This window comes from Luteitalea sp. (assembly GCF_022842525.1).
Classification (GTDB): Bacteria; Acidobacteriota; Vicinamibacteria; order Vicinamibacterales; family Vicinamibacteraceae; genus Luteitalea.
The window spans coordinates 24209-46931 of record NZ_JALHPM010000023.1; the positions used below are offsets into that span (position 1 = coordinate 24209).

At 69.3% G+C, this 22723-nt stretch carries 19 protein-coding genes; 9 read left to right on the plus strand and 10 right to left on the minus strand.

What is annotated here, in order from left to right; all coding sequences use genetic code 11:
* Positions 1–87 precede the first annotated feature (87 nt).
* From Q0C41_RS07050 to Q0C41_RS07080, 7 genes are all read left to right on the plus strand, one after another.
* On the plus strand, positions 88–867 hold the full coding sequence (locus Q0C41_RS07050; RefSeq protein ID WP_291982247.1) for a hypothetical protein: 780 nt from the start codon (positions 88–90) through the stop codon (positions 865–867).
* A gap of 29 nt (positions 868–896) precedes the next feature.
* A complete protein-coding gene (locus Q0C41_RS07055) occupies positions 897–1778 on the plus strand; it encodes a hypothetical protein (protein ID WP_291982249.1) in 882 nt (293 codons plus the stop codon).
* Between the two features lie 119 nt (positions 1779–1897).
* Positions 1898–2617 (plus strand): methyltransferase domain-containing protein, encoded by a 720-nt coding sequence (locus tag Q0C41_RS07060; RefSeq protein WP_291982251.1) that lies wholly within the window; start codon positions 1898–1900, stop codon positions 2615–2617.
* Positions 2614–3651: a lysylphosphatidylglycerol synthase transmembrane domain-containing protein gene (locus Q0C41_RS07065; RefSeq protein WP_291982254.1), complete on the plus strand. Its 1038-nt coding sequence runs from the start codon at positions 2614–2616 to the stop codon at positions 3649–3651. The genes Q0C41_RS07060 and Q0C41_RS07065 overlap by 4 nt, the downstream gene beginning before the upstream one ends.
* A 97-nt stretch (positions 3652–3748) precedes the next feature.
* On the plus strand, positions 3749–6154 hold the full coding sequence (locus Q0C41_RS07070; protein WP_291982256.1) for a hypothetical protein: 2406 nt from the start codon (positions 3749–3751) through the stop codon (positions 6152–6154).
* Positions 6155–6245: 91 nt separating this feature from the next.
* Entirely contained in the window at positions 6246–7394 is a 1149-nt protein-coding gene (locus Q0C41_RS07075; RefSeq protein WP_291982258.1) for a radical SAM protein, read from the plus strand.
* A gap of 79 nt (positions 7395–7473) precedes the next feature.
* Positions 7474–10236, plus strand: a complete 2763-nt coding sequence (locus tag Q0C41_RS07080; RefSeq protein ID WP_291982260.1) for a methyltransferase domain-containing protein — start codon at positions 7474–7476, stop codon at positions 10234–10236.
* A gap of 99 nt (positions 10237–10335) precedes the next feature.
* On the opposite strand, the gene Q0C41_RS07085 is transcribed toward Q0C41_RS07080, so the two are convergent.
* The 3 genes from Q0C41_RS07085 to Q0C41_RS07095 form a co-directional block, all read right to left on the minus strand.
* Complete coding sequence (locus Q0C41_RS07085) at positions 10336–10860, minus strand: type VI secretion system tube protein Hcp (protein WP_291982262.1); 525 nt, start codon at positions 10858–10860, stop codon at positions 10336–10338.
* A gap of 238 nt (positions 10861–11098) precedes the next feature.
* Entirely contained in the window at positions 11099–12031 is a 933-nt protein-coding gene (locus Q0C41_RS07090; protein ID WP_291982264.1) for a hypothetical protein, read from the minus strand.
* A 125-nt stretch (positions 12032–12156) separates the two neighbouring features.
* The gene (locus tag Q0C41_RS07095; RefSeq protein ID WP_291982266.1) at positions 12157–12948 is read right to left on the minus strand and encodes a class I SAM-dependent methyltransferase; all 792 of its coding nucleotides are present in this window, start codon (positions 12946–12948) and stop codon (positions 12157–12159) included.
* Between the two features lie 25 nt (positions 12949–12973).
* On the opposite strand from Q0C41_RS07095, the gene Q0C41_RS07100 reads away from it, so the two are divergent.
* Positions 12974–14659, plus strand: a complete 1686-nt coding sequence (locus tag Q0C41_RS07100) for a glycerol-3-phosphate dehydrogenase/oxidase (protein WP_291982268.1) — start codon at positions 12974–12976, stop codon at positions 14657–14659.
* On the opposite strand, the gene asnB is transcribed toward Q0C41_RS07100, so the two are convergent.
* Genes asnB through Q0C41_RS07120 form a run of 4 tightly spaced genes read right to left on the minus strand, consistent with a single transcriptional unit; the run spans position 14629 to position 18955 of the window.
* Positions 14629–16557 (minus strand): asparagine synthase (glutamine-hydrolyzing), encoded by a 1929-nt coding sequence (gene asnB / locus Q0C41_RS07105; protein ID WP_291982270.1) that lies wholly within the window; start codon positions 16555–16557, stop codon positions 14629–14631. The two genes, Q0C41_RS07100 and asnB, sit on opposite strands and share 31 nt — an antisense overlap.
* Positions 16558–16562: 5 nt before the next feature.
* Positions 16563–17318 carry an acyltransferase gene (locus tag Q0C41_RS07110; RefSeq protein ID WP_291982272.1) on the minus strand — a complete coding sequence of 252 codons (756 nt, stop codon included), beginning with the start codon at positions 17316–17318 and terminating at the stop codon, positions 16563–16565.
* Positions 17315–18334 (minus strand): glycosyltransferase family 2 protein, encoded by a 1020-nt coding sequence (locus Q0C41_RS07115; RefSeq protein ID WP_291982273.1) that lies wholly within the window; start codon positions 18332–18334, stop codon positions 17315–17317. The genes Q0C41_RS07110 and Q0C41_RS07115 overlap by 4 nt, the downstream gene beginning before the upstream one ends.
* 15 nt (positions 18335–18349) lie before the next feature.
* The gene (locus Q0C41_RS07120; RefSeq protein ID WP_291982275.1) at positions 18350–18955 is read right to left on the minus strand and encodes a VTT domain-containing protein; all 606 of its coding nucleotides are present in this window, start codon (positions 18953–18955) and stop codon (positions 18350–18352) included.
* 83 nt (positions 18956–19038) lie between these two features.
* Here Q0C41_RS07120 and Q0C41_RS07125 point away from each other — a divergent pair, with 83 nt between their 5' ends.
* Positions 19039–20616: a hypothetical protein gene (locus Q0C41_RS07125; protein ID WP_291982276.1), complete on the plus strand. Its 1578-nt coding sequence runs from the start codon at positions 19039–19041 to the stop codon at positions 20614–20616.
* Here the strand turns inward: Q0C41_RS07125 and Q0C41_RS07130 are convergent.
* The 3 genes from Q0C41_RS07130 to Q0C41_RS07140 all read right to left on the minus strand — a co-directional run bounded on the left by Q0C41_RS07130 (position 20613) and on the right by Q0C41_RS07140 (position 22707).
* Positions 20613–21308: an outer membrane beta-barrel protein gene (locus tag Q0C41_RS07130; protein ID WP_291982278.1), complete on the minus strand. Its 696-nt coding sequence runs from the start codon at positions 21306–21308 to the stop codon at positions 20613–20615. The two genes, Q0C41_RS07125 and Q0C41_RS07130, sit on opposite strands and share 4 nt — an antisense overlap.
* 122 nt (positions 21309–21430) lie before the next feature.
* A complete protein-coding gene (locus Q0C41_RS07135; protein ID WP_291982280.1) occupies positions 21431–22264 on the minus strand; it encodes an inositol monophosphatase family protein in 834 nt (277 codons plus the stop codon).
* A complete protein-coding gene (locus Q0C41_RS07140; RefSeq protein WP_291982282.1) occupies positions 22261–22707 on the minus strand; it encodes an ATP-binding protein in 447 nt (148 codons plus the stop codon). Before Q0C41_RS07140 ends, Q0C41_RS07135 begins: the two co-directional genes overlap by 4 nt.
* Positions 22708–22723 lie beyond the last annotated feature (16 nt).

A 22723-nucleotide genomic window follows, 5' to 3' on the forward strand; every position in this document is an offset into this window, starting at 1 on the left:
GCGGCGCGGCGAAGGCCCCCGCCAGACTTCAACCATCGCCACAGACCACGATCCGACCTGCTCGGAGCGGGAGTTCGACTGTTTCCTATGAGTACACGAGCGCTTGCCTTTCTCGGCTTGCTGTTGACGCCGGCCCTGGCCTCGGCCCAGACCACCTCGGCGACGTCCACCTACGAGCAGCGCGGTTTCGTCCAGATCGGTGGCGGGGCGCAGAGCGGCTCGAACACGATCGCCAGCACCTCGACGTTCGACATCTACGGGGAGCAGGGCTCGATTGCCGGCACGCAGGACTACGGTGGCGGCGCCATCTGGAACATCGGCGGCGGCGTCAAGGTGTGGAAGAACCTGGTCGCCACGCTCAACTACACCCGCAACAGCGACACGATGGACACGGCGGTGCTCGCCCGCGTGCCGCATCCGCTGTTCCTCAACCGGTTCCGTGAAGCCAACCAGCGCGTCGGCGGCCTGAAGCACACCGAGAATGCCTACCACCTGGCCGCGATGTGGATGATCCCGTTCGGCGAGGACCTGGTGCTCGGCGTCGGCGCCGGCCCCTCGTTCGTCTCGGTGGGCCATGAGTTCGCCAGTTCGGCGCGCATCGAGGAGTCCGACGCGGCGCCCAATTTCGCGACCGTCGCCATCCAGGACATCACCTTCAGCCGCGGCGAGAAGACGGCCACCACCGTCAACGTCGGCGCGGACCTCACCTACAACCTGCCCTTCGATCTCGGCGAGGCAGGCCGCGTCGGCGCCACGCTGGGCTTCCGGTACGCCGGCGGCACCGTCAACCTGCCAGGCACGACGGGCAACGTCGACGTCAAGTACGGCGGCGTGCAGTTCTGGGGCGGCCTCCGGGTCTCCTTCTGATTTCGCGAATGCATCGAGGACCCATGACCATGAAGTACGCGATCCAGATCGGTCTCGTGAGCCTGCTCGCCGCCAGCGCGGCGTGCAGCAGCAACTCCAACCCGCTCTCGCCGTCGGCCACGCCTGGCGGCGGCAACGTCGCGGCCGTGCCGGAAGGCACCCCGACGCTCAAGGCCAATGCCCCCGCCAGCCCGTCGCCCGCGATGGGCGCGACCACGGAGCTCGGCCCGCAGAACACCATTCCCGTCACCTTGTCGGTGGCCAACGCGGTCGCGACGCACGCCAACGCCGTGGCGCTCGGGCATCGCTTCCAGTTGTTCGAGGGCAGCGCCCTGCTCGCCGAACCGCTCATCCCGGCCGGCAGCGGCCGCACGAGCTGGACGGTCACGACCCAGCTGAAGTTCGACACGGTCTACACGTGGCGGGTCCGCGCCGAACTGGCGGACGCCTACGCGGCCTGGTCCCCCAACTGGACCTTCCGCACACCAGCGGCGCCCGTCTCTGGTGCCAACCGCACACCCGACCCGGCCCCGGGCACGCGCCTGCCGTTGCCGAACCGCTCTGGCGTCGTCAACGCGGCCTACGCGGAGCGCCCCGACCTCGTGCGGCGCTCGTGCCAGTCGCGCGGAGGCACGTGGGAGTTCATGGACTACCTCGTGGACAAGCTCCGCGTGGAGGACAACCGCTGGGGCTACAACGGCAAGCGCGGCAACGCCAACGACCCGTCCGAGGACATCGTGGACTATCACTGGGGTGCGGGCCCGAGCAACAACAGCACGCAGGTCTACATCATGGACGTGATGCTGAGCCACTGCGGCAACCCCGCCCCGGCCTGGATCGACCAGACGGGTGTGACGGCGTCGCAGGGGACCATCGGCCGCTGGACCGGCCGGGGCCGCTTCACCAACTAGGCGCGGGCACGCGTCGACCAACGGCACCCGGGCCGGATGTCCTGACGGGCATCCGGCCCGCGCCATGTCAGGCCGCGCCTGCGGGCGCGCAAGGACTCCCCCTGCTATGATTCCGCGCCGTGGCTGAGGACACCTTCTACAAGTCGTTTTCCGAGAAGCAGCTGACCGGCTACGGCGCGGGGCGACGCAGCCGCATCGAGCGGTCGCGCCTGGGCCTGCTGCATGGCGCGATTCAGCCGCCCGGCCGTTTCGTCGAGATCGGTCCCGGCCACGGCACGCTGGGCGAACTGGCGGTGGCGGCCGGCTGGGACTACACCGCCATCGAAGCGAGCGACCTGCTCATCGACGTCCTCACGAAGAAGGGCTTCAGGGTCGTCAAGGCCTTCACGCCCCCCATTCCCGGTGACGACAACTCGCTCGACGTGGTCTATGCCGACCAGGTCATGGAGCACATGTCCGGCATCGATGCCGCCCGCGCCTTCACCGCGGACGCGCTGCGCCTGCTCCGGCCCGGCGGCGTGTTCTTCGTGGTCGTCCCCGACTACCTGAAGGAACGCACCTTCTTCTGGGACGTGGACTACACGCACAACTTCGTGACCACGGAACGCCGGATGACCCAGCTGTTCAACGATGGCGGCTTCGTCATCGAGCGCGTGGTCCGCAGCATCGGCGTGGCCACGGGCCTCCGGCGCGACGCCCTCGCGGCCGCGGCGGTCCTGGCCAACGTGCCGGGGCTCAATACCTTCTCGCGCTGGACCGGCACGGAGGACCTGCTCTTCAAGGTCCGCAAGAACCTGTTCGAGACGCTGACCTTCGTGGCGCGCAAGCCGCGGACATGACGCGCCTGCTCCGCTCGCTCCAGCCCGCCATCGCCGTGGCGAAGGGCGGGTGGGTGCGAGCGGGCATCACGGTCCTCATCCTCGCCCTGCTCGTCCGGCAGGTGGATGCCGGCGCTGCCCTGCAGGCGATGCTGCGCACGGACACGCGGGCGCTTGGCGTGGTGGCCCTGCTCGTGCTGCTCGATCGTGCGGTGATGATCTGGCGCTGGGTGCTGCTGCTCCGGTCGAGCGGGACCACCATCGCCACCGGCACCGCAGCCCGCATCTTCCTCATCAGTTCGTTCGTCGGCAGCTTCCTCCCGGCTGGCGTGGGCGGCGACGCGGCGCGTGCGTTTGCCCTCGGCCAGCGCACGGCGCAACGAGGCGCGGCGGTGGCCTCGGTCGCCGTCGACCGCATCCTCGGTGTGGTCGCCATCGCCCTCATGGGCGGCATCGGCGTGGCGGTCTACGCCAGGAGCCACCCGGACCCACAGGTGCAGCTGGTCGCGACATCCAGCGCCGCCGTCGTGTGCGTGGCCTCGGGCGCCGCCGTGTGGGCCGACCGCTGGATGCGCTGGCTGCCGGCCTCGTCGCACCACTGGTGGCCCATCCGGCTGTCGCTGCGGCTCGCCGACAGCATCGCGGCGTACCGCGATCGACCGCAGACGCTGGCCGCCGTGTTCGCCCTGTCGGTGCTCGTCCAGATGCTGCGGATCGTCCAGGCGTATGGCCTGGGGCTGGGCCTGGGCATCGACGTCCCGTTCACGTACTACCTGGTCTTCATGCCGGTCGGCCTCCTGATGCTCCTGCTGCCGATCTCGGTCAGCGGCTTCGGGCTCCCGCAGGTGTTCATGGTGTGGCTGCTGCGGCCGCAGGGTGTCCCCGATGAACTGTCACTCGCCCTGTCCACGCTGATCGTCCTGTCGGGCCTGTTCGGCAACCTGCCGGGCGCCTGGCTGTACCTGCGACGAGAGAGGAGGACAAGTGACGAGGGACAAGGGGAACAGTCACAAGGGGGGCAAGGGACCAGCGGCAAGGACGCAAGGGACCACTGACCCGCCCGCTCCCTTGTCCCTTGTGCTTGGCCCCCTTCGCCGGCCGATCACGCTGATGCCTGTGGGCGACGTGTGGACGTCGCGAGGAGACCACGGCATGTACAGGGACGCGACGCGAGCACAGGTTCACCCGGCGGTTGTGTGGAGCACCATTCTGGCGGCGGGACTGCTGCTGGCCCCCGTCCCGGCACTGGCGCAGCCTCGCTACACCGTCGTGAATCTCGGCACGCTGGACCCCCAGGTGACGTCGAGCGAAGCGGCCGGCATCAACACGGCCGGCACCATCACCGGCTCCAGCGCCTTCACGACGGCCAACCCCTCGCTCTTCCGCGCCGTGGTGGCTGACACCCAGGGCATGACGGCACTCCCCCTGCCGCTCGCCGGCGGCCTGAGCCGCGGCGTGGCCATCAACGACAGCGGGCAGGTCGCGGGGTGGGACCGGGCGGTGGGCACGGCGGATCGTCGGCTGCCGGTGGTCTGGACCGCTGGCAGCGCCACCCTGCTCAGTCCGCTCGCCCAGCACACCAATGCCCGCGCGTTGGGGATCAATGGCAGCGGCGTTGCCGTCGGGCAGAGCTCCCCTGGCGCGACGGGCGGCGACGGCGCTCGTGCCGTCGTCTGGAACGGCACGACCGCGACCAATCTCGGGACCCTGGGCGGTCTGCAGAGCCTCGCCCAGGGCATCAACGACGCCGGGCAGATCGTCGGCTGGAGTTTCCTCAGCGACGGCAGTCTGCGGGCCACGCTCTGGCAGAACGGGACCATCGTCAATCTCGGCTCCGGAGCCAACTTCAGCTACGCGACGGCGATCAACAACAAGGGGCAGGTCGTCGGCTCGAGTACGGGCCCCGTCAACCCCCGCGCCTACTTGTGGGACCAGGGCACCATGACCAACCTGGGCGCCATCGGGGGCGGCGACAGCGTCGCCTTCGGCATCAACGACCACGGCATCGTGGTCGGCCAGTACGACCTGCTGGCCGGCGGGACGCGCGGGTTCGTCTGGTACCTCGGGGAGTTCCTCGACCTGACCCAGTTGCTGGACCCGAGCAGTGCCGGGTGGACGGTCGAAACGGCGCGCGGCATCAACGAGGCCGGACAGATTGCCGGCCGGGCCTGCCATGCCACGTTCGGCTGTCGTGCCGTGCGCCTCGACCCCGTGTTCACCCAGTACCTGGCCGAGGGCGCCACGAGCAGTTTCTTCGACACGCAGATTGCCCTGCTCAACCCGGGCGACACGGCGACGACGGCGACGATGTCGTTTCTGACGGGGGCGACGTCGATCACGCACACGGTCCCCGTGCCGGCGAAGACCCGCGTCACGGTCAGCCCGAAGACCATCCCGGGGCTCGCCAGCGCCGAGTTCTCGACCGTGGTCCAGTCCAGTGCCCTGCTCATCGTCGACCGCACCATGTCATGGGATGGCGCGGGCTACGGCGCCCATGCCGAGACCGCCGTGGCGGCCCCCGCCACCACGTGGTACCTCGCCGAAGGCGCCACCGTCGGCGGGTTCAACCTGTTCTACCTGCTGCAGAACCCCTCGGCGCAGCCGACCACCGTGCGCGTGCGGTATCTCCGGACGTCCGGTGGCCCGCTGGAGAAGGAGTACGTGCTGCCACCGAACTCCCGCACCAACATCTGGGTCAACGTCGAGGAGTTTCCGGGCCTCGGTGCGGCCCTGGCCAGCGCGGAGTTCAGCGCGGTCGTCGAGTCGCTCGACGCGACGCCGATCATCGTGGAGCGGGCCATGTACCTCTCGAACCAGGGCCGCACCTTCAACGCCGGGCACGAGAGCATGGGCATCACGACGCCAGCCACGCAGTGGTTCCTCGCCGAAGGCGCCACCGGCACGTACTTCGACCTCTTCGTGCTCATCGCCAATCCCACCGCGACCGACGCGAATGTGACGGTGACGTACTTGCTGGGCGACGGCCGGACGTTCTCGCGCGACCTCGTCGCACCAGCCAACCAGCGCTCCGGCATCTGGGTGGATGTCGAGCAGTTCCCCGGCATCACCGGCTTCCCGCTGGCGGATGTCGCCGTGTCCACGCAGGTCCGGTCGACCAACAACGTGCCCCTGATCGTCGAGCGGGCCATGTGGTGGCCAGGCGACTCGACGACGTGGCACGAGGCGCACAACTCCGGTGGCGCTCGGACGACGGGAACGAAGTGGGCCCTGGCCGAGGGAGAGGTCGGGGGCGCCCGGGCCCAGCAGACCTACATCCTCATCGCCAACACGTCGGCGTTCCCGGGAACGGCGCTCGTGACGGTCCTGTTCGAGGACGGCACATCTGCCCAGCAGACCTATGCCCTGCCGGCCAGCTCGCGCACCAACGTCCCCGTGTCGCTCGACTTCCCGCAGGCGCAGGGCCGCCGGTTCGGCGCCATCGTCGAGTCCACCGGCAGCACGCCCGCCCGCATCGTCGTCGAGCGGGCCATGTACAACGACGCCGGGGGCGTCACATGGGCCGCCGGGACCAATGCCCTGGCGACCCGGATCCCCTGACACCGCGACGGCGACGGCAGCAGACCGAAACTCCGAGCCGATTGGTCCGACTTTGACGACGAACCACAATAGGCAGTAGACTGAAGAACTTATGGCGCAAGTCTACGCGGCCAAATACCTCGCCAAGGCGGCCCTCTCGGCTCCCCGGGATTTCGTCAACAGCTACATCGGGCGGGTCAAGGCCCTGCACCCGACGGTGCTCATCTTCCACGTCACCTTCGTGTGCGATGCCCGCTGCAACATGTGCAGCAACTGGACCCGGGGCAACCGCAAGGAGGACATGACGCTCGAGCAGATCGAGCAAGTGTTCGACTCGCCGCTCTGGAAGCACATCGAGAACGCGTCCATTTCAGGCGGCGAACCGACCACCCGGAACGACCTGGTGGACATCGTCCGCGTGATGATCGACAAGCTGCCGCGCCTGCGGAAGCTGACGCTCAACACGACCGGCCTGACGCCGCATCGGGGCATCCCGATGCTGACCAAGATCGTGCAGATGTGCCATGCACGCGGCGTCATCTTCAGCACGCGCGTGTCCGTGGACGGCGTCGGCGACATGCACAACGAGGTGCGTCGCGTGAAGCGGGGCTTCGACAAGGCCGAGCAGACCATCGCGGCCATGAAGGAGCTGCAGAAGAGCTACCCCTTCAACTTCGGCATCTCGACGACCATCTTCTCGATGAACCTCGACGATGCGGAGAACATCCTGGCGTGGGCGCGCCGGGAGAAGCTCGACATCGTGTTCAACATGGTCCGGTTCACCGAGGCCATGCTGGGCAATGCCGACCTGGCCAAGGACATCAAGCCCGTCAACGCCGAGGAACAGCGCATGCGCGAGTTCTTCCTCGAGCGGGTGCGGCACGACCCGCTGCTCGATGGGCAGAACTACATCTACATGCACTACGCCGACATGATCGGCAACGGCTACCACCGGATGGCGCCCTGCCCGTTCCAGACCCAGGGCGTGATGCTCAACCCGGATGGCGGCATGTTCTTCTGCGAGAACAGCGATGTCGTCGGCAACGCGGTGACCGAGGATCCGGAGGCCGTGTACTTCAAGCAGGCCTCGCAGGAGCACCGCAACTACATCCGCGACGAGAAGTGCCCGACCTGCCTGAGCCCCTGCCAGATGAACGTGGCGGCCATCAAGCAGGTGGTGCCCTACGCGAAGTTCCTCGTCCGGGCCACGGCCGAGAAGCGCAAGGCTGCGCGTCAGCCGATTGTCGCGGCCGCGCTCTAGTTCGCTCCCGCCGCCCGTCGCGTCGGACCCTGCAAGGGCGCCTCTCAGAGGCGCCCTTTTTGCGATAGCCTTGCGGCGCATGCGCTGCCGCCTCATCCTTCCGCTCGTTCTTGCCGTGGCGTGCCTGGCCGGCGCCGTGCTCGCTGGTCAACCGCTCGCCCCACCGTCCGCCGAGCGGGTGGCGTTCGATGCCTGGCTGGACGCACAGGCCCGCACGGCCCTGGAGTCCCGACGCGCGCAGGTGGCGGCGTTGACCACCCGGGAGTCCGTCGAGGCGAGGCAACGCCAGGTACGCGCCAGCCTGGCCGAGGCGCTCGGCCTCCTCCCGCCCTCACCTGCGGCCGTCAGCGCCACCATCACGCGCACCACCTCGCGCGAGGGGTATCGCATCGAGCACCTGTGGTTCGAGAGCGTGCCGGGTCTGCGCGTGACGGCGAATGCCTACGTCCCGGACGGTCCGGGCCCCTTTCCGGTCGTCCTCGGCACCGCCGGCCATGCCGACGAGGGCAAGGCGGCGCCGATCTATCAGCACGCCTGGGTGTCGCTGGCTCGACGAGGCTTCCTCGTGCTCGCCTACGACCCCTTCGGCCAGGGAGAACGCATCGAGTACCCGGGCACCGCGGCAGGCACGTCCCGGGTCGGGATCGGCACGGGGGAGCACACGATGACCGGGCAGCAGGTCCTGCTGACTGGCCGCACGCTCGGCGCCTACATGGTGAAGGACATGCAGCGCGCGCTCGACTATCTGGTGAGTCGGCCGGACGTCGACCCCACGCGCCTCGCCGTCGCCGGTAACTCCGGCGGTGGCACGCAGGCCGCCCTCCTCGGCGCCGTCGACTCACGCCTCGCTGCCATCGTCGTCTCCTGCTACATGACCTCGTGGGCCGACATGTGGACGACGCCGGGGCCTCAGGATGCCGAGCAGATTCTGCCGGGATTCGTCGGGCGTGGACTCGATTTCTCCGACTTCGCCCTCGCCGCCGCACCGCGGGGCTTCCTGGTCAGCAGCGCCATTCGCGACTTCTTCCCCATCGCGGGATCACGCGCCGCGTCTGCCGAACTGACGAGCCTCTACGCTGCCCTCGGGGCCCCGGACCATCTGGCCCGAGTCGAGAACGACGCCACGCACGGCTGGTCGCAACCCCTGCGCGAAGGCGCGTACCGGGCCCTGGGCGCCTGGCTCGGCCGGCCGGTGGTGCCGGCCACGGAAGCGCCCGTCACCCCGGAGCCGCTGGAGACCTTGCGCGTCACCGAGACCGGTCAGTTGTCCAGCTCCGGCGGGTCGCGGACGGTGCGGTCCCTCAATGCCGATGAAGCGGCGGCGCTGGCCACCACACGACCGGCCGTGACCGCGTCCGCTCTCCAGGGGCTCGTCGGTCAGCTCGACGGCGTCCCGGCCGCCCGGATCGTGGAACGCCGGGGCGACGCCATGACTCCGGCGGGCGAGCATCTGATCGTCGAAGTGCTGCCAGGCGTGCGACTGCGTGCCTGGCTCCGCCGCCCCGCCGCGCCGGCCGGACCAGCCGTGCTGCTGGTGGACGACAAGGGCGCGACGCTCCGCGGCGCGACGGTCGACACGCTGGTGGCGGGAGGTCAGCCGGTCCTGGCCCTGGACATCCGCGGCACCGGCGATCTCGGCCCACGTGTCGGCGTCAGCGGCTACGCGCCTGCGTACCAGTTCGCGGCACGCGCGTGGTTGCTCGGCACGAGTGTGGTGGCGTGGCAGGCGCACGACATCACGGCGGGGGTGCGCCTGCTTCAGTCGCTGGCGCTGTCACCGCGGGGCCTCCACGTGCGCGCCGCCGGGCAGACGGCCCCCGCGGCCCTCTTCGCCGCACAGACGGTGCGGCCGGACCAGGTCGTGCTCGAGGAGTCGCTCGTGAGCTATCTGGATCTGGCGAAGGCGGATGTCCACAGCGGCGCGACGCTCGCCGTGGTCCCGGGGGTGCTCCGCGTGACGGACCTTCCGGAGTTGATGGCGCGCCTGGCGCCAGCGCGGGTGCACCTGCTTCGCCCTCGGACCGCGGGCGGCCAGGCCATCACCGCGGCCACGCTCGACGTCCACCTCGGTCAGGCGGCGCCGGCGAACGTGGACCTGGACGGCGCCCTCGCTTCGGCTTCTCAACCGGCCCCCGTCCAGCCCAGGGCCGGCCAGGCGGGCAAGGACGTCATGTGGGTTCCAACCTCGGCCGCGCTCGTCGGAAGGATGCTCGACATGGCGCGAGTCACCACGAACGATGTCGTGATGGACCTCGGCTCTGGCGATGGTCGAACCGTCCTCGAGGCGGCAAGACGCGGAGCGCGCGCGGTCGGCGTCGAGTACAACCCCGACCTGGTCACGCTGTCGCGTCGACTGGCCGAAGAGGCTGGCCTGAGCACACGCGCGACATTCGTCGAAGGCGACATGTACGCCACCGACATGTCGCAGGCGACCGTACTGGCGCTGTTTCTGCTTCCGGAGAATCTGGAGCGTCTCAGGGACCGCTTTCTCACACTCGCCCCCGGGACGCGCATCGTGATCAACACGTACGCCATTCCCGGCTGGGCTCCAGACGCACAGGAGACGCTCCGCAACTGCGCCGTCTATTGCACGTCGCTGCTCTACGTCGTCCCTGCTCGTGCGGAGGGCCGATGGGCAACAGGTCGCGGGGAACTGGTGCTCGAGCAGACGTTCCAGCGGGTGAGCGGGACGCTCAGCGCGGGAGGACGGGCGACGCCAGTCACGGGGCGTGTGCGTGGCGTCGACCTCGAGTTGGTCGCGGACGGCGAGACGCTCCGCGCCACCCTCGCGGGCGACCGGCTCGAGGGGGGGCTGTCCGGCGGGCGCCTTCCGCCGCCCTGAGCGGCGCGCAGCCGCGGAGGGCGCGGCAAGACCGACAGAGCCGCTCCGGGACGCCTCGGCCTCCCCGTGCCCACCCTCCGCGTGCGCTGCGCGCGACGACTACGGCTGCGTGGCCGTGCTGGCGTCGTAGCAGGCGCTCGTGCCGCTGGCAGTGTCCCTCATGCAGATCTTGATGAAATTCAGGGTGAGGTTTTCGGAGGGGGCCTCCTGAGTCGTCGTCGAACCTACGCTCCACGACGTGAGCAGGACACCCTCCAACTCCACGGTCGTCGTCCTGGAGACGTCGGCACCGACCTGGGTGAGGGTCGCCCCCTTCAGGACCGCACCTGTCGTGATGGCGGACAGCACGGCGGCGCTGCAGCCGTCGAACGACTTGGTGACGTTCAGGTCCTGCAGAGTCGTCTTGCCTGCGCCGGCCAGCGCCCCCACGAGCGTGCCGGAGTTCGAGGCGCCCCACGCCCAGGCGAGGACGTTGAAGGTGCTCCCGCCCGCCGCAGTCGTGCAATTCAGGCCGGGAATGCTCAGCGTGATGGTGGACGATGGGGGTGGGGGCTGCTGCCTCTTCTGGGCCGCGGCGATGGAGGGACACAGCAGCAAGAGGGCGATGCACGTGAGCTTGGTCAATTGGACTCCGAGTGAGAGACGATCTGTCGATGGGCCTGCAGAGGTCGAGCTTACTTGAAGACCGTAAGCAAGAAACGTCGCAATCGTCCCTGTCCGCCAAAATTGACCCGGACGAAGGCCTGCCCCTAGAAAGGCAACTCCAGAGGCGACATAAGTAGCAACTATTGACGTCTTTCTGGCATGATTTTGTGAGTTGGCGTGCAGTGGGTGCCTGCCCACAGACGCGGTCCAGCCCCTGCTACCGGGGGCGCCAATCGGGCAGGCGATCGTTACCTGGGCCGGTCGTCAGCGGCAGGCGGCGCGCGGAATCGCTGGTCGACACCAGCGCCAGGTCCCAGTTCTCGCCGTCGTGGTGCTCGGGGCTCAGCGAGAGCGCCAGCCACTGCCCGTCCGGCGAGACCCGAGGGTAGTAGCTCCACAGTGTCGGGTTGGCGTGCGCGAGCCGCACCTCCCCCGTCGAGACATCGCGCCGCTGGATCGCCGAGGGCTCGACCTCGAGTTGCACGTTGTAGAGCCGTCTCCCGTCGGGCGACCACGCGGGCCAGCAGGCCCCGCCGCTGGCGGGGACCGGCGTCGTACGCCCCGAGGCGACATCGAGCAGGTGGACCTGGAAGTTCCAGAAGGCGCCCACGCGCAGCGTCTGCGCGGCAAACGCAACGGTCCGGCCGTCGGGCGACACGGCCGGCATGATCGCCCGTCCCACGAAGTTGGTCGTGAGACGGTCGGTGTGGCCATCGGCGACCCGCACGCGGTAGAGGTCGCCCCGTGATGCGCGATCCGACGAGAAGACCAGAGCCTGCCCGTCGGGCGTCCAGCTCGGGTCGTGGTCGTTGCCGGCGTCGGTCGTGATGCGTCGGACCTGGGTGCCATCCGCGCGCATCACGTAGACGTCGAGGTCCGGCGTGCCCCCCTCGGGCTGCGCCCCGTAGTGGGCCCGGTTGGACGTGAAGGCGATCCACTGCCCGTCCGGCGACCAGCGCGGGGACTCGTCGCGCCAGTCGGTGCCGCGCGTGAGCTGCCGCACCTGCCCGTTTGCGACGTCGATCGTGAAGATCTTCGGACGCCCGGCGACATCCGACTGGAACACCAGCATGCCGCTCGTCACGGACTGGTAGGGCTGCGACGCCTGGGGCTGCGGTTGGGCGGGACGGCTCGCCGAGCCGTCCGACACGTGCCCCTCGGCGGACCTGTCCGCCGTCGCCGCCTCCGCCTCCGTCTCCGTCTCCGCTTCTCGCGGCGACCCAGCGGCAGGCGAAGGCTCGCCGGCACAGCCCGCCATCAGTATCCCGAGTCCGACTACGGCCGGCAGAACGCCATCAGATGCCAGCCGTAGCGGCGCACCCAGGACCTGGGCAAGGCGTTGAAGGTGCCGACGAACACCGAATTGAAGGCCACGGCTTTCCATCCCTTGTGCAACCTCGAGGCGACGGGAAACCGTTCCGGGACGATATCCACCTCGCGAAACGGCGCCAGCAGCGCCTGGAACTCGGGGATGGAGTAGAGCTTCAGCACTGGCGCATCGCCATGCTCGAGCCCGACCTTCATGACCGTCGACATGGCCTGCAACCACGAGACCCGGTTGTAGACCATGAAGATCGCCCTGCCCCCCGGGCGCAACACGCGGCGCGCCTCGGCCACGATCGCGGCCGCGTCAGGCGCGTACTGCAGCACCCCATGGCAGTAGACGACGTCGAAGGACGCCTGGTCGAATGGCAGGGCTCCCCCGTCGGCCACGCGCAGGTCCTCGGCCTGGACCCCGTGCAGCTCGAAGTTCTTCCGTGCGAGATCGATCGAGCTCTGCGCCAGATCGACGCCGGTGACCCGGGCGCCCCCCCGGGCGAACCGCACCAGGTCGGTGCCGATGCCGCAGCCGATCTCCAGGACCTGCTGGCCGGCGAAGCCGTTGAAGTCGACGATCCGCGGCAGATAGTGGAGCTTGTCGAAGCGGTAGTCGTCCAGATCGTCGAAGAAGGCCAGCGTCCCGACCGGGTGGCTGGTCATCTCGAGGTCGTGGATGCGCGTGTTCCAGTAGGCGGCGACATCGGCGGCGGTGACGGGGCCCTGCGGCCGGGTCGCGGGTGAGTGCATCCCGCTATCGTAAAATACTCGGCACGTGCGACGCGATCCGAGTCGGCTCACCACCTCAGAGTTCGACCTGCTCATCGTGGGTGCCGGCATCTACGGCGCGACGGTCGCGTGGGATGCCACCCAGCGTGGCTTGACCGTCGCCCTCATCGAGCGCGGCGATTTCGGCAGCGGCACGTCCTTCAACAACGCCAAGACCGTGCATGGCGGCGTGCGCTCGCTCCAGCGCGGCCACATCGACGAGATGCGCGAGTACCTGCGCGAACGGCGGGCCTTGTCGCACATCCTGCCCCATCTCGTCCATCCCCTGCCCTTCCTGCTGCCCACCAGCGCCAAGCCGACCCGGCACAAGCTGGCCCTCGGGGCCTACTTCCTCCTCAACGACCTGCTGTCACGCGACCGCAACGCCCTGCCCGACCCGAGCAAGCACCTGCCGTCGAGTCGCATCGTCTCGCGCGAGGAAACCCTGCGGCTCGCTCCCTGGATCGATCCCCACGGCGTGACCGGCGCCATCGAGTGGCACGACGCGCAGTTCTCCAACAGCTCGCGCGCCGAACTCGCGTTCATCCGCACGGCGGTTCGGCACGGCCTCGAAGCCGCCAACCACGTCCAGGCGGTCGGACTGATTCGGCAGGACGATGGCGCGGTGGCCGGCGTGATGGCGCAGTCGACGCAACCGGAGGCGCCGGCGTTCCCGATCCGGGCCAGGGCCGTCATGCTCGCCACCGGTGGGTGGACGGCCGACCTGCTGCGAGCCTGGGGGGCCGCGGCGTCGGGGCGCCGTGTGCCCCAGTGGTCGGTGGCCATGAACCTCGTGCTCGAGGGCCTCGGTGGCTCGCATGCGGTGGGCGGCAACGCACGCGGGCGCCTGTTCTTCCTCGCCCCGTGGCGCGGCGCGACGATCGCGGGCACCAGTCACGACCCCTGGACCGGCACGGCCGACCAGCTCGTGCCGCGGCGCGAGTTCGTCGACCAGTTGCTCGGCGACGTCAACGCCGCCTTCCCGCGCGCCTCGATCGACGCCAGCGACATCCGCCTCGTCCACCGGGGCCTGCTGCCGGCCACCGAGGCGTCGGCGCGGCGCGTCACGCTCCTGCGCGACGGTCCGTTCATCGATCACGCCGAGGACGGCTGCCCGCGACTGTTCTCGCTGGTCGGCGTGCGGTACACCACCGCGCGCCACTCGGCCGAACGGGCCGTGGACGCCATCACCCGGTGGCTCGACACGCCCGTGGCACCCTGCGCCACCGCCACCACCAGGCTCGATGGCGGCGAGATCGATCGCTTCGACACGTTCCTCGCCGATGCCGTGCGTCAGGCCACGCCCGCGGTGCCCGCCACGCTCATCGAGCGCCTCGTGTTCAGCTACGGGACGCGCTGGACCGACGTCATCGCGATGGCGCAGCGCGCCGAGGATGACGCGCTGCTGCGGCCACTGGGGATCGGACGCGTCGGCGAGGCGTCCCTCCCAACAGGCACGGCGGTGACCGGCGCGGAGATCCTCTACGCCGTGCGCGAAGAGATGGCGGTGACGCTCGCCGATGCGCTGCTGCGGCGCACGGAGGCCGGCACCCGTGGCCATCCCGGGGCCGCGGCCGTGGACGCGGCGGCGCAGCTGATGGCCGACGAACTGGGGTGGTCCGAGGCGCGGCGTGCGAAGGAAGTGCAGGCGCTGGCGCGGGTCTACGAGGCCGCGACGACGCCCGGCAACTGAACCGGCGCATCGAGCGCGTCGGCCCAGCGCTCGAACACCATCAGCGAGAACAGCTGGTGGGCATGGTTGGCCCGGCCCTCGACGTGTTCGGCCATCAACCGCTGCACCTCGCGCGGTTCGAACAGGCCACGCCGCCGCAGGCGCGCCTCCGACAACAGGTCCCGCATGAGCGGCTGCAGTTCCTGTCGCAGCCAGTTCTTCATCGGGATGCTGAAGCCTTCCTTGCGGCGCGACAGGATGCTGTCGGGCAGCACGCCGCGCAGGGCCTGCTTGAGCACGATCTTGCGCTGCGAGCCGCGGACCTTGAGGTGGCCTGGCATCGAGAACGCCAGTTCCATGACGTCGGTGTCGAGAAACGGCGCGCGCGTCTCGAGCGAGGTCGCCATGCTCATGCGATCGACCTTCACGAGGATGTCGTCGGCCAGGTACACCCGCAGGTCCGCATACAGCTCGCGATTGACGGCATCGTCAGCCCGGTAGGCGCCCAGGGCCTCGCGCACCTCGCGATGGACGTCTCCGCCGAGCGTCGCCTCGAGCAGGACCGGCGTGTAGAGGCGCCCGCGCGCCGGGCCATCCATGAACGTCATCCAGCGGTAGTGCCCCAGATCCGCGCTGTTGGCCGTCATGCCCGAGAGGAAACGCTTGATCTTGTTCAACGTCCCCTTCTTCTGCGACGACGGCGGCACCAGCTGCGCCGCGCGATCGGCGAGCCGCCAGGCGACGTCGGGTGCGACCCGCGAGAGACGCGCCGCCATGGCCTGCGCCGCGTACGCGTCGTAGCCGCCGAACAACTCGTCACCGCCATCGCCCGCCAGCACCCCCTTCACGTGCTGCCGTGCGAGTCGTGACACGAGGTAGGTCGGGAACAGCGACACGTCGGCGAAGGGTTGGTCGAGGTGGGCCACCAGCGGGTCGAAGAGCGCGGCGACATCCGCCGTCACCATGTCCTCGACATGCGTCAGCCCGAAGCGCGTCGCGATCTCGCGGGCATACGGGAGTTCGTTGTAGCTCTGGTCCCGGAACCCCATGCTGAAGCTCGTCACGGTCACGCCACGGCGCCGGGCCGAGTCGGCCATGAAGGCCGCGATCGCACTCGAGTCGATGCCGCCCGACAGGAAGACGCCGAGCGGCACGTCCGACATCATCTGACGATCGACCGCCGTGGCCAGCGCCTCGCGCACGGCCACCGCCGCATCGTCGGCGGCCCATTCACGCACGGGCGTGGCAGCCACGTCCCAGTAGCGCGCCACGCGGATCTTGCCCTCGCGATAGACGAGCGCGTGTGCGGCGGGCAGCGATCGGATCTGCGTGAAGAGCGTGCGCGGCGCGATGACGTACTCGTACGTCAGGAACTGATCGAGCGCCTGGAGGTCGAACGTCCTCGACACCTCGGGACGCACCAGCAGGGCCTTGATCTCGGAGGCGAGAAAGAGCCCCTGCGGCGTGTCGGCATAGAACAGCGGCTTCTCGCCGGCGCGGTCGCGCGCCGCCACGAGGGCCTGCGTCCGCTCGTCGTACAACGCGATCGCGAACATGCCACGCAGATGCGCGAAGGCGTCGGTGCCCCACTCCTCGTAGGCGTGCAGCGCCGCCTCGATGTCGGACCCGGATCGGAACTGGTGCCCGAGCCCTTCGAGTTGCTGGCGCAACGCGGGGTAGTTGTAGATCTCGCCGTTGCCGACCACGTGCACGTTGCCGGCTTCGTTGGTGAAGGGCTGCTGCCCGCCCGGAATGTCCATGAAGGACAGCCGCCGGAACCCGAGCCCGCCGCCGCGACGCGACAGCACGCCTTCGTCCTCCGGCCCGCGATGCACGAGAGTGCGCGCCATGCCACGCAGGGCGTCCTCGCTGACGGGGGCGCGGCAATCACGATGAGCGATGGCGACGATGCCGCACATGGGCCTTACCCGCGCCGGTCGCGCACGACCTTGGCCGGGGTACCGACGGCAATCGCGAACTCGGGGATCTCGCCCACCACCACGGCCCCGGCGCCGACGATCGCATCACGGCCGACCCGCGAGCCGTCGGTCACCACCACGTGCGCGCCGAGCCAGACGTGATCGCCGATGTCGATGCCCGCCGCGGTGCGTCCCTGATCGAGCACCGGGATGTCGACGCGATCGTAGAGGTGGTCGCCCCCGACCAGATAGGTGTAGGCCGCGATCAGCACCTTCTTGCCGACGCGCACGCGCGACGCCGAGAAGATCTCGGTGTTGAAGCCGATGTTGGCCTCGTCCTCGATGACGATGTCGCCGTTCTTGCAGCTCAGGATGGTGTTGCGCCCGAGGAACACCCCCCGGCCAATCCGGATGCCGGCATTGTCCTGGCCCTTGGCATCCAGGCAACAGCCATCGTCGACGACGACGTTGTCAGCGATGTGAATCTTGTGGGGATGGCGCAGCACCACGCCAGTGCCGAAGGCGACGCCCCGCCCGCAGGATCCGAGCAGCAGCGGATACAACTTCGACCGCAGGAAGAGGCCCAGGGCGCCGGGCACGCCCCAGCACAGCAGCGTGACCAGTTCGTACGAGAGCAGCGCCCACAGGCCGGGCCTGCCGATGACCAGCTCGGCGTAGCGCTGCGCCTTCGACTTCTTGTCGTCGAAGAGCTCGCGCTGGATCACGGTGATCCGGTCGTCGTGCGGGCGCGGGGTCTTCACCCCCGTGACAGCTCCCGCGGGCCGGAGCCGATGGTGCCGGCCACGTGGGTCGGCTCGGCGCATTCCGCCGTGGCCTCGACGATCTCGCGGATCGCGTAGGTCGGCTTGTCCTGGGACTCGTGGTACGTGCGGGCCTGCAGCTCCGCCAGCAGGCCCATGGTCAGCAACTGCAGACCGGACGAGACGAGCAGGATGCCGAACAGCAGCAGGGGGCGGTCGGCGATGCCCTGGTGCAGGAAGAGGCGCACGAAGGTGAGGTACGCCATGATCACCACGCCGAGTCCGCCGAGCACGACACCCACGAGGCCGAAGATCTGCAGCGGCCGGGTCGCGTAGTTCAGCAGGAACTTGACCGTGACCAGATCGAGAATCACCCGGATGGTGCGCGACAGGCCGTACTTGGAGACGCCGGCGCGACGGGCCCGGTGGTTCACCTCCACTTCGTCCACCTTGACGCCGAACTCGCTGGCGATGGCCGGGATGAAGCGGTGCATCTCGCCGTAGAGCCGCAGCGGCTTGACCACCTCGCTGCGGAAGGCCTTCAGCGAGCACCCGTAGTCGTGCAGTGCGACGCCGGTGGCGCGCGAGATCAGCCGGTTGGCGATGATCGACGGGATGCGGCGCGTGACGAGCGTGTCCTTGCGGTTCTTGCGCCAGCCGCACACGATGTCGTAGCCCTGCTCGAGGCGGGCGACGAGCATCGGGATGTCCTTCGGATCGTTCTGCAGGTCGCCGTCGGAGGTGATGATCACCTTGCCGCGCGCATAGGCGAACCCGGCCGAGAACGCCGGCGTCTGGCCGAAGTTCTTGCGGAAGCGGATGATCCGGAAGCGGGAGTCCCGCGCCGGCAGCGTCGCCAGCAGGTCCGCGCTCCCGTCGGTGCTGCCGTCGTCGATGAGGAGCACCTCGTAGGAGCGGCCCCACGGGTCGAGGGCTGCCGTGATCTCGCCGTAGAGCGCCTCGATGTTCGGCGCTTCGTTGAAGATGGGAATGACGAGCGAGATCTCGGGGGGCATCAGGCGAACGCGGGATTATACCGCACCGGCGTGTTGCGTCCGCCGTTGACGAATCAGCACCCAGAGCAGTGCACCGACCACGAGGACCGCTGCCAGGCCGAGCGACACCGGACGCAGATTCTCGTCGAGAAACGTGATCGCCTGCTGGCCGTACCAGCGCGCCAGCAGCGCCTCGGCCACGAAGCGGACACCCCGCCCCAGGCTGATGGCGGCGATGAACTGCCACAACGGGATCTGCACCACGCCGGCCAGCAGCACGAAGACCTTGAACGGGGCCGGCGGCGGCAGGAGGGAGGGCACGAGCACCGCCAGCAGTCCCCACTTCTGGAACGTGGCGCGTCCCCGCGCCATCCGCTCGGCGCTCACCATCTTGCGCAGCACGCGCTCGCCGCCCTTGCGGGCCAGCAGGTACATCCCGACACAGCCGACCACCGATCCGAGCGTGGCCATCGCCGCGTAGAGCAGCCAGAGCGACGGGTGCTTGGTGACCATCCAGATCAGCAGCAGATCCGGCACCTGTGGCAGCGACAGGAGCGAGGAATCGAGCAGCGCGACCAGGAAGAGCCCGGGGGCCCCGAGGGTCAACGCAAACGACTGGACGGTGGCGACGACTTTCGACATGCAGGGTACGTAGGCGGCCGGGAGGCCGGGGTACTATGGCGGGATGGTCGGACCCCGGCCGTGATTATATCCAACCCCCGCCCGTGCCTGCGCCCACGCCCCTGACCGCCCGTCCCGCCTTTCTTCCGTTGGTCGCGGCCGCCGTCGCCCTGATCCTCGGCAGTCTGGCCACGTCCTACTACGCCGCCCAGGACCTGACGCTGAGCCACTACGATGCCAAGGCCCACCTGGTCGTCGCCCGGCGCATCTTCGACAGCCTGACGCCGGGCTGGCGCCAGATCGGCGCGGTCTGGCTGCCCCTGCCGCACGTGCTGAACGCGCTGCCGGTCCAGGTCGACGCCTGGTACCGCACCGGTCTGTCGGGTGTCGTCATCTCGATGCTGTCGTTTGCGGCCGCGGCCGCGTCGCTCACCTGGCTGGTGGCGCGGCTGTCCGGATCCGTCCCGGCGGCCCTGGCGACCCTGGCCATCTTCGTCTACCAGCCGGACCTGCTCTACCTGCAGGCCACGCCGATGACCGAGCCGCTGCTGCTCGGCCTCACCATCAGCGGCGTCGCCTGGCTCCACCACTGGACCACCGGCATGGTCGAGCGGTACCGAGCCCGGCGCCCGGGCGACACCAGGACGCGCCCACCCGAGCCGTCGGCCTGGCCGGCCGGGCTCCTGCTGGCCCTCGCGTGTCTGACCCGGTACGAGGCGTGGCCCATCACCGTGGCTGCCGGCCTGGTGGCGTGGCTCACCCTGTGGCGTCAGCGCGTCGGCTTCGCGCAATCGCTCACGCTCGTCTGGCGGATCGGCGTGTGGCCGCTCGGCGCGCTGATCCTGTTTCTCATCCTCAGTAAGGCCACCGTCGGGGCATGGCTGGTCACCGGCGGCTTCTACGAGCCCAACAACCCGGCCTATCGCGAACCGGCGAAGGCGCTTGTGCAGGTCGGGTGGGGGCTGGGCCGCGTCGGCGGCTGGCCGGTGGCGTGGGCCGCGGCAGCGGGGGCGATCGTGGTCCTGCTGCAGGGGTTGGTGCGCGCCGATCGGCAAGCCTGGTGGTTCGTGCTGGCGCTGGCCGGCAGTGCCGCCCTCCCCTACTACGCCTTCGTGAGCGGCCACCCGTTCAGGATCCGTTACATGATTCTGCTGATCACGGCCGCGGCGGCCTGCATCGGCATGGTCATCGCGCTGCTGCCGAAGGCCTGGCGCCCGGCGGTGCTGCTGGTGGTGCTCGGGGTGCTCGCCGTCGAGCGCCGCCCGCTCGGCCTCACCTCACCCATGGTCGCCGAAGCGCAATGGGACCGCGCCAACCAGCGCGAACGACGTGACGTGACCGCCTGCCTGATGGACGCCTGGCGCGGCGAACCGATCCTCGTCAGCATGGGCTCCCTGGCTCACTACATGCAGGAGACCTCGACGAGCGGCCTTTCCATTCGCCACTACATCCACGAGGGCATCGGCGAACTCTGGTACGAGGCGCTCAAGAGTCCGAGACGCCACGCGGCCTTCGTCCTCGTCGAGGAGAAGGCCGAGGGGGGCGACCAGCTGTTCCAGATGGCGCAGAAGGATCCCGCGTTTCTCTCGGGCTTCACCCGCACCTGCGAGGGAGGCGGCGTCGCACTCTACGTGCGCACGCCGCCCACCGGGGACGCGCCGGGACCAGGCCTGCGGCCTTAGCGGAACTTGAAGGCGAGCGTGAAGAGGACGGTGTTGCCGCCGAGATCGATCGTGTCGCCGAAGAAGCCGAGGTCGGGGTCCACGTCGGCCTTGGCCGTCGAGTAGCGCCACTCGCCGCCCATCAGCAGGTTGCTGCCGACCGGGAAGCGCACACCGGCGAGGAACACCGGGCCGATCTCCATGCCGTCGTCGACGAAGCTGTCGCGGAAGATCTCGCCGTTGCTGAAGTCGAGGAACTCACCGACCTCGGTGTACTGCCAGCGGTTGAACTGCACGCCCCCACCGATGTACGGCTGGAACCCGGCATCCCGCGTCAGCGGGAACACCTTGGCCGTCAGCGCCAGCGGGATGTTGCGCAGCTTCAGGTCCGAATCGATCTCGGTCCCATCGTCGTCCACGAAGCGCGAGTAGACCGTCGGGACGGTGCGCTGGTAGTAGTTCAGCCCGGCGCCCACCTCGATGAAGGACCCGAGGCTGATCGAGAAGTCGCCACCCGCGGAGAGGCCGTCGAACTCGTCGAGATTGAACTCCAGGAAGCTGAGGTTCTGGCGCAGCACGTCGTTGCGATCGCGCGACTCTTCGTTCCTCACGAGGAAGCCGCCGATGTTGCCGCCGAGGACCACATCCTGGGCCGCTGCCGCCCCGCTGCACGCGAGCACCAGCGCTACGCCCGCCACCATCCGTCGAACCATGACCGTGTCTCCCCTGCCGTGTGGCATCGCCCGGGAGTCACGCCCCATGCGTGCGGCCCCCGGCACTCGTTGAGACGTCACAGAAGCAAGGAATGTGCCCGCGCCCCTGTCATCAGTCGGGGTCAGTCCGCCCGGCCCCGGGTTCGGCGTGCCTGAAACTCGGTGAGGAGGGCCAGCATCTCGGCGTGGATGCGGCCGTTGGTCGCCAGGACCTGCGGCAGACGTGACTGGAACCGGGTGCCCGTCCAGTCGGTGACCGTGCCTCCGGCCTCTTCGACCAGCAGCGCGCCGGCACACGAATCCCAGGGCTTCAGCGTCGCCTCGTAGAAGCCGTCCATGCGTCCCGCGGCCACGTAGCAGAGGTCGAGGGCCGCCGAGCCCAACCGGCGGACCGCACGGCTCCGACCGAGGAAGTGGCCGAACAGTGCCACGAGCTCCTCGCCGATCTCGGGCTGCTGCACGGTGTACGGAAACCCGGTGACCAGCAGGCTGTCCATCACGCTGTCGGCCTGCGTCACCGCCAGCCGCTCACCGTTCAGGCGCGCCCCCTGCCCCTTCTCCGCCGTGAAGAGTTCTCGACGCGTGGGGTCGTACACGGCGGCCACGATGGCCTCGCCGTCGAGCTCGAGGCCGAGCGAGGCGCAGAAAATCGGCAGACCGTGGGCGAAGTTCGTCGTGCCGTCGATGGGATCGAACACCCAGCAGTAGCCCGGCGCCGTCCGGTGTCGGAGATCGTCCTGCTGCAACTCTTCGCCGAGGACCACGTGATCGGGAAAGCGTTCGGCGATGAGCGCGCGGAACATCCGCTCGACGGCCACATCGACTTCGGTGACGAGGTCGATGGCGCCCTTCTTGTCGATGCGCATCGGCCCACCGAAGTGGGCCAGCTGGATGGCGCCGGCCTTCTGGACGGCTTCGATGGCCGTGGCCAGCAGCAGGGGGTCGGGTGTGGTCATTCAGCAGGGGCCGAGAGACGCTTGCGCATGCGGACTTCCATGCCGCCCTCGGGGAGCTTCCGCAACTGGACGTCGTCCATGAAGTTGCGCATGAAGAAGATGCCGCGGCCACTCGACTTCAGGAGGTTCTCCGGGGCCAGCGGGTCGGCGACTTCCTCGGCCTCGAAGCCCTCGCCCTCGTCGCGCACGGCGACCTCGAGGAACTCGGGCGCGTCGGCCGGGACGAAGGCGAAGTCGACGTGGACGTGCTTGGCCGGATCGAACTTGTTGCCGTGCCGGATCGCGTTGACCACCGACTCGCGCACCGACACGCCGACCCAGTGCCCGGCATCCTCGTTCAACTGCGCGGTCGCGCACAGCTGATCGCACACCACCTGCACGTAGTCCAGGACATCGACGTGGCTGTTGAGTACCAGGGAAAGCGCGGATCGGTCTGCGGCCATGTGGTCGGGCTTTGGC

Excerpts from the sequence above, each read along its gene's own strand:
- Q0C41_RS07120 (WP_291982275.1), bottom strand. The coding sequence starts at position 18,955 with ATGTCGAAAGTCGTCGCCACCGTCCAGTCGTTTGCGTTGACCCTCGGG.
- Q0C41_RS07095 (WP_291982266.1), bottom strand. The coding sequence starts at position 12,948 with ATGCACTCACCCGCGACCCGGCCGCAGGGCCCCGTCACCGCCGCCGAT.
- Q0C41_RS07130 (WP_291982278.1), bottom strand. The coding sequence starts at position 21,308 with ATGGTTCGACGGATGGTGGCGGGCGTAGCGCTGGTGCTCGCGTGCAGC.
- Q0C41_RS07115 (WP_291982273.1), bottom strand. The coding sequence starts at position 18,334 with ATGCCCCCCGAGATCTCGCTCGTCATTCCCATCTTCAACGAAGCGCCG.
- Q0C41_RS07050 (WP_291982247.1), top strand. The coding sequence starts at position 88 with ATGAGTACACGAGCGCTTGCCTTTCTCGGCTTGCTGTTGACGCCGGCC.
- Q0C41_RS07065 (WP_291982254.1), top strand. The coding sequence starts at position 2,614 with ATGACGCGCCTGCTCCGCTCGCTCCAGCCCGCCATCGCCGTGGCGAAG.
- Q0C41_RS07135 (WP_291982280.1), bottom strand. The coding sequence starts at position 22,264 with ATGACCACACCCGACCCCCTGCTGCTGGCCACGGCCATCGAAGCCGTC.
- Q0C41_RS07080 (WP_291982260.1), top strand. The coding sequence starts at position 7,474 with ATGCGCTGCCGCCTCATCCTTCCGCTCGTTCTTGCCGTGGCGTGCCTG.
- Q0C41_RS07075 (WP_291982258.1), top strand. The coding sequence starts at position 6,246 with ATGGCGCAAGTCTACGCGGCCAAATACCTCGCCAAGGCGGCCCTCTCG.
- Q0C41_RS07140 (WP_291982282.1), bottom strand. The coding sequence starts at position 22,707 with ATGGCCGCAGACCGATCCGCGCTTTCCCTGGTACTCAACAGCCACGTC.
- asnB (WP_291982270.1), bottom strand. The coding sequence starts at position 16,557 with ATGTGCGGCATCGTCGCCATCGCTCATCGTGATTGCCGCGCCCCCGTC.
- Q0C41_RS07055 (WP_291982249.1), top strand. The coding sequence starts at position 897 with ATGAAGTACGCGATCCAGATCGGTCTCGTGAGCCTGCTCGCCGCCAGC.
- Q0C41_RS07070 (WP_291982256.1), top strand. The coding sequence starts at position 3,749 with ATGTACAGGGACGCGACGCGAGCACAGGTTCACCCGGCGGTTGTGTGG.